Annotated in this window: 11 protein-coding genes; 4 read left to right on the forward strand and 7 right to left on the reverse strand. The window is 71.3% G+C overall.

What is annotated here, in order from left to right:
* Positions 1 to 709 (reverse strand): FkbM family methyltransferase (locus VFO68_RS24260; protein ID WP_325160676.1); only part of this gene is annotated, 709 nt, incomplete at its 3' end.
* Positions 710 to 782: 73 nt separating this feature from the next.
* Positions 783 to 1,895, reverse strand: a complete 1,113-nt coding sequence (locus VFO68_RS24265) for a class I SAM-dependent methyltransferase (protein ID WP_325160677.1) — start codon at positions 1,893 to 1,895, stop codon at positions 783 to 785.
* A 43-nt stretch (positions 1,896 to 1,938) separates the two neighbouring features.
* Between VFO68_RS24265 and VFO68_RS24270 the strand changes: the two genes are divergently transcribed.
* Positions 1,939 to 2,337 carry a PPOX class F420-dependent oxidoreductase gene (locus VFO68_RS24270; RefSeq protein ID WP_325160678.1) on the forward strand — a complete coding sequence of 133 codons (399 nt, stop codon included), beginning with the start codon at positions 1,939 to 1,941 and terminating at the stop codon, positions 2,335 to 2,337.
* Here the strand turns inward: VFO68_RS24270 and VFO68_RS24275 are convergent.
* Complete coding sequence (locus VFO68_RS24275) at positions 2,334 to 3,131, reverse strand: methyltransferase domain-containing protein (protein ID WP_325160679.1); 798 nt, start codon at positions 3,129 to 3,131, stop codon at positions 2,334 to 2,336. The two genes, VFO68_RS24270 and VFO68_RS24275, sit on opposite strands and share 4 nt — an antisense overlap.
* Before the next feature lie 104 nt (positions 3,132 to 3,235).
* Between VFO68_RS24275 and VFO68_RS24280 the strand changes: the two genes are divergently transcribed.
* Entirely contained in the window at positions 3,236 to 5,050 is a 1,815-nt protein-coding gene (locus tag VFO68_RS24280) for a long-chain-acyl-CoA synthetase (protein ID WP_325160680.1), read from the forward strand.
* 24 nt (positions 5,051 to 5,074) lie between these two features.
* Here VFO68_RS24280 and VFO68_RS24285 read toward each other — a convergent pair whose 3' ends face one another.
* On the reverse strand, positions 5,075 to 6,016 hold the full coding sequence (locus tag VFO68_RS24285) for an oxidoreductase (RefSeq protein ID WP_325160681.1): 942 nt from the start codon (positions 6,014 to 6,016) through the stop codon (positions 5,075 to 5,077).
* Between the two features lie 53 nt (positions 6,017 to 6,069).
* Between VFO68_RS24285 and VFO68_RS24290 the strand changes: the two genes are divergently transcribed.
* The gene (locus tag VFO68_RS24290) at positions 6,070 to 7,032 is read left to right on the forward strand and encodes an aldo/keto reductase (RefSeq protein WP_325160682.1); all 963 of its coding nucleotides are present in this window, start codon (positions 6,070 to 6,072) and stop codon (positions 7,030 to 7,032) included.
* Positions 7,033 to 7,063: 31 nt separating this feature from the next.
* Positions 7,064 to 7,822: an SDR family NAD(P)-dependent oxidoreductase gene (locus VFO68_RS24295; RefSeq protein WP_325160683.1), complete on the forward strand. Its 759-nt coding sequence runs from the start codon at positions 7,064 to 7,066 to the stop codon at positions 7,820 to 7,822.
* Here VFO68_RS24295 and VFO68_RS24300 read toward each other — a convergent pair.
* From VFO68_RS24300 to VFO68_RS24310, 3 genes are all read right to left on the reverse strand, one after another.
* Positions 7,782 to 8,363 (reverse strand): hypothetical protein, encoded by a 582-nt coding sequence (locus tag VFO68_RS24300; RefSeq protein WP_325160684.1) that lies wholly within the window; start codon positions 8,361 to 8,363, stop codon positions 7,782 to 7,784. The genes VFO68_RS24295 and VFO68_RS24300 overlap by 41 nt on opposite strands.
* On the reverse strand, positions 8,360 to 9,532 hold the full coding sequence (locus VFO68_RS24305; RefSeq protein ID WP_325160685.1) for an L-histidine N(alpha)-methyltransferase: 1,173 nt from the start codon (positions 9,530 to 9,532) through the stop codon (positions 8,360 to 8,362). The genes VFO68_RS24300 and VFO68_RS24305 overlap by 4 nt, the downstream gene beginning before the upstream one ends.
* A gap of 10 nt (positions 9,533 to 9,542) precedes the next feature.
* On the reverse strand, positions 9,543 to 10,254 hold a 712-nt coding region (locus tag VFO68_RS24310; protein ID WP_325160686.1), incomplete at its 5' end, for a TM0106 family RecB-like putative nuclease.

The raw sequence follows: 10,254 nt of genomic DNA on the forward strand, positions 1-10,254 counted from the left end.
CGGCCCGGTGCGCGTCGCGCTCCTGCCGCCACTGGTACGGCTGGTACCCGTCGAACACGTTCGCCGGGGCGGCCAGGCGGGTCATCGCCTCGTCATCGCCCTTGTCGACGTAGAACCGGTTCAACCCGTCGAAGAGGGCGCACCGGTAACCCGCGTCCAGCAGCACCGGCTCCCACCGGTCGTGGGTGGGTGTCGGCGAACCCGGCTCGGTCGCCTCGATGACGACCACCCGGGGCCGGTGCCGGTCCCAGTCCGCGCCGTCGATGACGTCCTGCTCCGCACCTTCCACGTCGATCTTGAGGAAGTCGACCGGGCCGGGATGCTCGTCGAGGAGCGCGGCCAGGGTGACCACCTCAACCTCGATGTCGCGCACCTCCCAGTGCTGGTCCTCCCGGTAGCCCCGGGCCAGCCCGTCGTCCAGCGTGGACCACCCCCACTCGGGAGCGACCAGGTGCAGTACGGCGGTGCCGGGCTTGGCACCGACGGCGACCGCCCGGGTCACGTCCTCCGGGCGGTTGGCCCGCAGCTTCTCGGCCAGTTCCGGGATCGGCTCGACGTTGAGACCGCGCCAGCCGAGGTCGTAGAAGTGCTTGGTGACCGAGGCCTCGATCGGGTCGCCGGCGCCCAGATCCACGTACCGGCCGGTGCGCTGATCCGCGAAGAGTCGGGCCAGGACGACATCCTCTGCGTTCTGCGCATACGAGATCAACTGACGCACACCTATCTCAGGGTGAAGACGACGGCTCCGGGACGATCCTCGATGCTATCGGCGTTCGACTGGCTCAGGAGTCGCGCCGCACGAGGTAGGTGTAGCTCTCCCACTCGGGGCCGGCCATGGCATCCGGAATGACGGCGACGACCGTTGACCCGCAGTGCGCGAACATCGACCGCACGAGGTCGACGTGCAGACCGTGCATCTGCATCGCCGCGGGTAGGTCGTCGTAGGCGGCGACCGGCGCCGGCGGTGCCGGGATCGGCTCGGCGGCCACCTCCGGCGGCCGCGACGTGTCCCCCGCGTGGACCTCCACGTCGACGCTCACCGGGCGGCTGCCCTCGTCCTGCCACCAGGCGACGTGCTCCTGCATCATGTCCAGCTCCAGCCGGTAGGCGCCGGGACGGACCGGTGCGGTCACCATCAGGTCGAGCTCGGCGGTCTCACCGGGGGCGACGTCCCAGGGGAGGTCGGTGCGGGCGTCGTCCTGGATGACCATGACGTCATCGTGGTACCAGTGGTTGCCAAGCTTGATCATGTGGCCCACCGGCCAGGAGTGCGTCCCGTCGTTGGTCACCGCCACCCGCACCACGGCGGTCCGGCCGGCCGTCATATCGCCGGGCGGGTCCAACACTCGGATGCCGGCGCGCATAGCGGCGGGGTCCAGCGGTGTTGCGTATATGGGCTGGCTGGGAATCTGCACCAGCAGCACGCCGCCGACGCGCACCACCCGCTGCAACTCGAGGAGGCAGCCCAGTTGCACGGCCGGTGGCGCGTGCTGCAACACGATCAGGCTGACCGCACTGTCGAACTCGCCGTCGGCGAAGGGCAGGAGGCGCCCGTCATAGCTGACGAACCGGATGCGGTCCGGGCTTTGGTTCAACGCGTTCGCGTGCTCCACCATGGAAACGGCGATGTCCACGCCGACGGCCCGGGTGGTCCGCTCGGCCAACGCGTTGGTGAGCCGACCCACCCCGCATCCGAAGTCCAGCACGGTGTCGCCGAGCGAGAGGTCGTGTGCGGTCACTACCCGATTGATCCACTCGACCTGCGTGCGTCCGGTGGCCATGAAGGCCTCGATGTCCCACTTGCCGTCCCGGTGGGCCGGGTCCGTCAGGACGGCCCACAGCGGGTCGGCCTGGCCGAGGTTCTCCCAGGTGGACTTGAGCTGGCCAAGTGACATGCCGTGCACTGTAACCCTCCGTGTGCACCCCTACGATGAGCGCGTGCCCAAACTGTCGTTGTTCCAGGCTCCGGTGTTCGTGGTCATGACCACGATCAACCCCGACGGCATGCCGCAGTCGAGTGTGGTGTGGGCGAAGGTGCTCGGGGACGACGTGGTGATCTCGACGATCCGGGGCCGGCGGAAGTGCCGGAACATGGAGCGGGATCCGCGGGTGACGCTGCTCGCCTATGACCCCGAGGATCCGTACTCCTACGTGGAGCTGCGCGGCACGGTCAGGCTGAGCGAGGAGGGCGGCGACGCCCTGATCGACGAGTTGAGCCGGGCCTACGACGGCAAGCCGTGGAGCCACCGGCCGCACGAGACCCGGGTGGTGGTCCGGTTCACGCCGGCCAAGGTGGTCTCGCACGTGTCGCCGCAGAGCCGCAAGACCGAAAGCTAGGGCTCGGCCAGGATCTCGCCGTGCGTGATGGCGAACCAGCCGTCCGCGCTGGCGCCCCATTCGCGCCAGCCCGCGGCGATGGCGGCCCGGTCGTCCTGGGTGGCGTAGCCGTAGCCGACGGCGGCGTCGCCGATACCCGGGGCCAGGATCCGTTCGGCCCACATCTCGCTCCAGAACTCCCGGTCGGCCGGGGTGGCGAAGCACCAGGTCGAGGCCGTGCAGACGAGGTTGGCCAGGCCCGCGGCCCGGGCCCAGGACAGCAGCCGGCGGCCGGCGTCGGGCTCGCCGCCGTTGCGCCGGGCGGTGCGGCGGTAGACCGACAGCCACAGGTCCAGCGCCGGGACCTCCGGGTACCAGGTCATCGCCGCGTAGTCGACGTCGCGCACGGCGATCACGCCACCGGGCCGGCAGACCCGGCGCATCTCGGCCAGCGCGCCCACCGGGTCGGCCAGGTGCTGCAGCACCTGGTGCGCGTGCACGACGTCGAACGTGTCGTCGGCGAACTCCAGGGCGTTGCCGTCGCCGGTGGCGAACACCACATTGGTCAGGCCGCGCTCGGCGGCCGACGCGCGGGCGCCGGTCAGCACGTCGGCGGCCGGGTCGATCGCCACCACCGCGCCCGGCGCGACCCGCGCGGCCAGGTCGGCGGTGATCGTGCCGGGCCCGCAACCCACGTCGAGCAGCGACATTCCGGGGGTGAGCCGGTCGAGCAGGTAGGCCGCCGAGTTCTCGGCGGTACGTGACCGGTGCGAGCGGAGCACCGCGGCGTGGTGCCCGTGGGTGTAGACCGCCATGGCGGCAGCCTAGCCAGCGCCTCCCGCATACCGGGAGTGTGTTCTCACTCCTCGGGAAGATCGCGTGAGGACAGGCAAGCTACTAGCGAGTAAAGTAACCGACCATGGCCCTCGACGGACCCTCGGCGACGCAGCGGATCGGGCTTGGTGACCTGCTCAGGGCCCTGCCCGGAATGCTGCGCCACACCCCGCAGGCCGCCCGCGGCGCCCTGGAACTGCTCACCACCACCCCGACCAGCCGCGCCTCGATCGGCCAGGTGTTCGCCACCATCGCCGCCCGGCATCCGGAGCGCACCTTCCTCACCTTCGAGGGCGCCGCCTACCCCTACGGCGAGGCCAACGCCCAGATCAACCGGTACGCGGCGACGTTCGCCGAGCACGGCGTCACGGCCGGCTCGGTGGTCGGCATCCTGGCCACCAACCGGCCGGAGACGCTGCTGGCCGCCCTGGCCGCGGTCAAGCTGGGCGCGATCGCCGGCATGCTCAACCACAACCAGCGCGGCGACGTGCTCGCGCACAGCCTGTCGGTGCTGGACAGCCGGGTGCTGGTGGTCGGCGCCGAATGCCGGGCGGCGCTGGACTCGGTGCCCGCACCGGACGCGGGCACAGTGCTCGGCCTGGCCGAGGCCGGCGCCCGGCTGGCCGGCCACCCCGACCTCGACGACCTGGCCGCCTCGGCGCCGGCCACCGAACCGGCGCAGTGCCGGGACATCCGGGCCGGCAGCACCGCGTTCTACATCTTCACCTCGGGCACCACCGGGCTGCCCAAGGCGAGCGCCATGTCGCACGCCCGCTGGCTCAAGGGCATGGCCGGGCTGGGCCGGCTGGCCGCGCACCTGGGCCCGAAGGACACGCTCTACTGCTGCCTGCCGCTCTACCACAACAACGCGCTCACCGTGTCGCTGGCGACCGTGCTGGCCGGCGGCGCGACCCTGGCGCTCGGCCGGTCGTTCTCCGCCTCCCGGTTCTGGACCGACGTGGCCGCCGCCGACGCCACCGCGTTCTGCTACATCGGCGAACTGTGCCGCTACCTGCTCAACCAGCCCGAGCGGCCGGCCGACCGGGCGCACCGGGTTCGGCTGGCCATCGGCAACGGCCTGCGGCCGGAGATCTGGACCCGGTTCACCGAGCGGTTCGGCATCGAGAAGGTGATGGAGTTCTACGGCTCCAGCGAGGGCAACAGCGCGTTCGTCAACGCGTTCAACCTCAAGGGCACCGCCGGGCTGTCCCCGCTGCCCTACGCCGTCGTGGAGTTCGAACCGGGCAGCGCGCGGCCGCTGCGGGACGAGCGCGGCCGGGGCAGGCGGGTGCGCACCGGGGCGGTCGGGCTGCTGCTGACCAAGGTCACCGGGCATGCGCCGTTCGACGGCTACACCGACCGCACCGCCACCGAGCACAAACTGGTCCGCGACCTGTTCAAGCCCGGCGACTGCTGGTTCGACACCGGCGATCTGGTGCGCGCGCAGGGTTTCCTGCACATCGCGTTCGTGGACCGGCTGGGCGACACGTTCCGCTGGAAGGGCGAGAACGTGGCGACCACCGAGGTGGAGAGCGCGCTGGCGGCACATCCGGACGTGGCGCAGGCGGTGGCGTTCGGGGTGCTGGTGCCGGGTACCGACGGCCGGGCCGGGATGGCCGCGGTCAAGCTCGCCGACGGGTGCGAACTGGACGGTCCGGCGCTGGCCCGGCACCTGCACGAGCGGCTGCCGCACTACGCCGTCCCGCTGTTCCTGCGCGTGGTCGACGAGGTCGAGCAGACCGCGACCTTCAAGAGCCGCAAGGGAAAGCTGCGGGACGAGGGGTACGACCAGAGCCGGGTGCAGGACCCGCTGTTCGTCCTCGCCGGCCGGGAGGAGGGCTATGTGCCGGCCTACCCGGAGTATGCCGAGCACATCGCCGCCGGCCAGGTCCGGTCCTGATCGGACTGTCCTACCTGGACAGTGCTAGGTGGGCAGGGGGAACCGCACTCCGGACAGGTCCTCGGAGATCTCCCACAGGCGCCGGGCGACCTGCCGGTCCCGGGCCGCGTCCAACGGTTCCACCACCGTCGGGTAGCCCTTCATGCCGTTGCGCGCGTCCGGTCCGATGAACTGGCCACTCTCGACATCCGGGTGGGTGGCCGCGTAGAGCACCGGCAACGCGCCCATCTCGGCCGGCTGTGCCACGAGTTTGCTGCCCAGTTGCATGACCACCTTGGTCAGTCCGGTCGGGCCGGTGGACTGCAGGTTGGTGGCCACCACACCGGGATGGGCGAGCACACTGCGGATCCCCAGCCCGCTGGCGCGTAACCGGCGGTGCAGTTCCAGCCCGAACACCACGTTGGCCAGCTTGGACTGGGCGTAGTAGCCGCCGCGCGAGTAGTTGTGCTCGCCGTGCAGGTCGTCGAAGTGCATCCGGCCGCTCATGTGCGCGCGAGAGCTGACCGTGACCACCCGGGCGTCCCTGCCCTTGCGCAGGTCCTCGAACAGCAGCGCGGTGAGGGCGAAGTGGCCGAGGTGGTTGACCCCGAACTGCAGTTCGTAGCCCTGCGCGGTGAGCTCGCGCGGCGGCATCATCACGCCGGCGTTGTTGATCAGAACGTCGACCCGGCGCACCGCGCCGGCGAACTCCCGCACCGTGTCCAGGTCGGCGAGGTCGAGGTACCGCAGCTCCAGGGTGGCGTCCGGGTGCTCGGCCTGGATCCGCTCCACGGCCTCGGTGCCCTTGCCCTCGTCCCGCACCGCCATGACGACCTGCGCACCATGGGCGGCCAGGGCCCGGGCGGTCTCGAAACCAATGCCGCTGTTCGCTCCGGTGACGACAATGGTCCGACCGATCTGACTCGGGATGTCATCCGCGGTCCACTGACCGGTTGACCCCGTGTCCTCCTCGGGTGTGTCGTTCATGGGCATAGCGTGCCTTACCTAGGTCGATCCGTCATGAAGGAGGCCAGCCGGCCATGGACACACGACACCTCGGCGACTCCGGTCTCGTGGTCGGTGTGGTGGGGCTGGGTGGCAACAACCTGGGCCGGCCGGGCACCGCAGCCGAGTCGGTGAACGGCACGCGGGCCCTGGTCGACGCGGCGCTGGACGCCGGGATCACGTTGTTCGACGTGGCCGACGTGTACGGCGCGCCGCGCGGGCACAGCGAGGAGCTGCTCGGCGCGGCGCTGGCCGGCCGCCGGGACCGGGCCGTGATCGCCACCAAGTTCGGGGTGGACATGCAGGGCGGCAACGGCCCCGACTTCGGCGCCCGCGGCGCGCGGCGCTACGTCCGGCAGGCCGCCGAGTCGTCGCTGCGCCGGTTGGGCACCGACTGGATCGACCTCTTCCAGCTGCATCGCCCGGACCCGGGCACCCCGATCGAGGAAACCCTTGCCGCGCTTGACGACCTGGTACGCGCCGGGACCGTGCGCTACGCCGGCTTATGCAACCTGGCCGGCTGGCAGCTGGCCGACGCGAGCTGGCTCGCCCGCACCGCCCACCTGGCCGGCCCGGTGTCCGCCCAGGCGCAGTACTCGCTGCTGGAACGCGACGCCGAACGCGAGGTGATCCCGGCCTGCCGCCGGTTCGGGCTCGGCCTGCTGCCCTACTTCCCGCTGGCCAACGGCCTGCTCACCGGCAAGTACCTGCGCGGCATGCCGCCGCCGGAGGGTAGCCGGCTGGCCGGGCGCACCCGGTTGCTCGCCGACGCGCCCTGGGACCGGATCGAGAAGCTCCGCGCGTTCGCCGACGAGCGCGGGATCAGCATGACCACGCTGGCCATCGGCTGGCTGGCCGCACAACCGGGGGTCGGCTCGGTCATCGCCGGCGCCACCACCCCGGAGCAGGTGGCCGCGAACGCCGCCGCGGTCGCCTGGCGCCCCGGCCCGGACGACCTGCTGGCCATCGACGAGATCTGCCCACCCGCCCGCCGCTGACTGCCCGATCCGCCCTGGTTAACTGTCCGCCATGCAGATCAGTGACACCGCGGCGATCGTCACGGGTGGCGCGTCCGGTCTCGGTGGCGCCACGGCCCGGGCCCTGGCCGGACGGGGCGCGCGGGTGTTCGCGCTCGACCTGCCGGGTGCCGTGGAGAAGGCCGAGCCGGTCGACGGCGTCAGCTACCTGGCCGCCGACGTGACCGACCCGGAGCAGGTCGGCGCCGCCGTGGACACCGCGGCCGGCGCCGGGACGCCGCTGCGCATCGTGGTCAACTGCGCCGGGGTGGGCTGGGCCGGCCGGATCCTGGGCAAGCAGGGACCGCACGACCTGGAACTGTTCCGCAAGGTGGTCGAGGTCAACCTGGTCGGCACGTTCAACGTGCTCCGGCTGGCCGCCGCCGCGATCTCGGCGACCGAGCCGCTGGAGCACAACCAGCGTGGCGTGGTGGTCAACACCGCCTCGATCGCCGCTTTCGACGGGCAGATCGGGCAGGTCGCCTACGCCGCGTCGAAGGGCGGCGTGGTCGGGCTGACCCTGTCCGCCGCGCGTGACCTGGCCTCGTTCGGCATCCGGGTGGTCACCATCGCCCCCGGGATCATCGACACCCCGATGCTGGCCGGCGTCACCGACGAGTTCCGGGCCGGGCTGGCGGGCGGCGTGCCGTTCCCCAAGCGCCTCGGCCTGCCCGCCGAGTACGCCGGGCTGGCCGTGTCGATCGTCGAGCAGGACTACCTCAACGGCGAGGTCATCCGCCTGGACGGCGCGCTGCGGATGGCTCCCCGCTGAGCTCGTCGAGCAGGTCGCGCACGCCGCGCAGGTAGCCGTCGTCGCGGTGCAGTGCCCGGTTGAACTGCTCGACCTCCGCCGCCGACGTGCTGGCGAAGGTCAGTGACTCGGTCAGGTCCAGCCGGCGGTTGACCGCGTTGGCGGTCGACCGCCACCGGTGCAGCAGTTCGATCCGCTCGATGTCGCGGCGCGGGCTGAGCGCTCCGGAGGCGAACGCCGAGTCGACGGCCGAGAGCACCAGCCTCGGGTACACCCGCCGGCGGTCGAACCGGGCCGGATCCGGACTGAACGCCTCGTCCTCGAGGAGCCACCGGTTGTGCTCCAGTTCGGCGGCGATCGAGAACAGCGCCTGCTTGCGGCGCTCCCGTTCGGCCGCCCACCGCTCGGCGAAGATCCCGGTGATACCGGCGAGCAGGGCCAGCGTGTTGACCGCCGGCTCCCAGCGCTGCCCGTCCGGGGACACCACGAACCAGAGCAGGCCGAGCACCAGCGCGATGACCAGCGCCCCGAATGTCGCGACCGTGATGGCGAGGCGGGTCATGTCCGGTAGCTGGACCAGATCTCCTCGGCCCGGCTGGTCTGCGGGGGCCGCGCGGCCGTGGTCTCGCCGGTCGCGAACAGCAGCAGGTTCATGCCGAAGGGCTGCGCGGAGCGGTGCGCGGCCAGTCCCGAGTGCATGCCGTGCAGTTTCCGCACGCCGAGCGAGTCCAGCATGCCGTCCAGGCCGCGGCGGGCGTACTTCCTGGTCAGGTAGAGGCGAATGGTGTCCCGGTCCGGAAAGGTCACCCTGGTCCGGTCCGGCAGCATGAAGCGCAGGTCGCCACCGGTCCGGTTCTGGTAGATGATCTTGACGCGGAGCGCGCGGTCGCCTTCGACCGAACCGCGGTACACCACGTTGTCCATGTTGATGGTCAGGTCGGTGTAGTGCATCAGCGCGCTGGTGACGAACTCCCCGTAGGCCCGGCTGCGCTCGTACTCCTCGGCCGCGCCGGCCGCCAGGTCGTCGTTCAGCTCGTCGGTGGTGGCCACCTCGAGCAGGAACCGGTCCTGCGGGCGGAGCAGCCGGGTGAGCAGGCCGAGCAGCCGCACGTCGTCGTCGAAGTTGGCCATCGTGTTGCCCAGCAGGGAGAACAGGATCGGTTCGGCGCCGACCACGGCCTCGAGCAGCCGGCGCAGCTCGACCAGGTTCTCCTCGATGGCGAAGTCGAGCTGGACCGGAACCATCTGCCGGCGGGGGATGCTCACGCCCTTGAGTGACTCCCGCATGCCCAGGCGCAGCATCTCCGCGCTCATGTCCACCGGCATGTAGAGCAGGTCCGGGTTGGCGGTGAGCAGGTCGTGCAGGATCTGCCGGTCCTTGCTGCCGGTGCCGACGCCCAGGCTCACGTAGTGGTACGGCATTTCGGCGAGCTTGGCCCGGACCCGCCGCCACCGCTGCGGAAACGACTCGATGCTCTGCTGCATCACCGGGTAGTACGGGTCGTTGCAGGCGTGCGCCCAGGCCACCGTGGGCGCGATCCCCCAGTAGGCGAACCCCGAGGTGATCTGCTTGCCGTCGCCGGTGTTGGACGGGCCGCCGCGCAGGTCGTCGGCCAGTGCGGCCAGCTTGTGCGACTGGTCCTCCCCGATCAGGCACAGGGACCAGGCGAAGTCGGACTCTTCGATGGCCTGCTGCAGTCGCCCCACCGATTGGCGATCGTCCGACGGCATGGCAGAAACCCTACAGATCACCCACGAACGGAATGTCGTTTACGGCGGCGGAGGACATCCACACCCGGAGCGCCCGGGTGGCGCTCACGTCGTCCTCGTTGTACTCCAGCAGCCGCCGGCGCTGGGTGGGGTCCGGACCGGAGCCGTCCATCCCGACCGCGTCGCGGTACCAGCGCATGGAGTTCTCCCCGCTGGCGTGCGGATCCCGCCAGGTGAACCCGGCCGCCGGGGCGATCGTCTTCAGGCCCTTGCCGTGCGAGCACAGGAAGTAGTCGCGGACGCTGCCGAAGAGGTCGAACCAGGCGTCGGAGTCGATGAACGCCTGCACCTCTTCCTGGCTGGGGATGCCCGGCTTGCCGGCGAACCGGCGCGCGGAGGCGAGCAGCCAGCGGTTCTCGGCCAGCTCGTTGTAGCAGTAGGCGCGGAAGCTCAGGCCCATGACCTGGGCCCGGGTCCGGATCTCCGCCAGCCACAGCCAGAACTCGGCGAACGAACGGGCCTCGTCGTCGGTGGGCAGCGGCTCCCAGGTGACGAACGCGCGGTAGCCCGGCGCGACGCCGACGTCGGCGCCGGACAGCAGCACGCCCCACATGTAGGCGCCCGCGTCGCCGAAGCTCTCCATGTCGACGTCGACCTCGACCTCCGCGCGGGGCACGTCGATCTTCGGGATCCGGCGGACGACGGTGAGGTCGGCGAGCCACGCCTTGGCGAGCCCCACCGCG

Source organism: Actinophytocola sp. (genome assembly GCF_035712165.1).
Taxonomy (GTDB): Bacteria; Actinomycetota; Actinomycetes; order Mycobacteriales; family Pseudonocardiaceae; genus DASYTH01.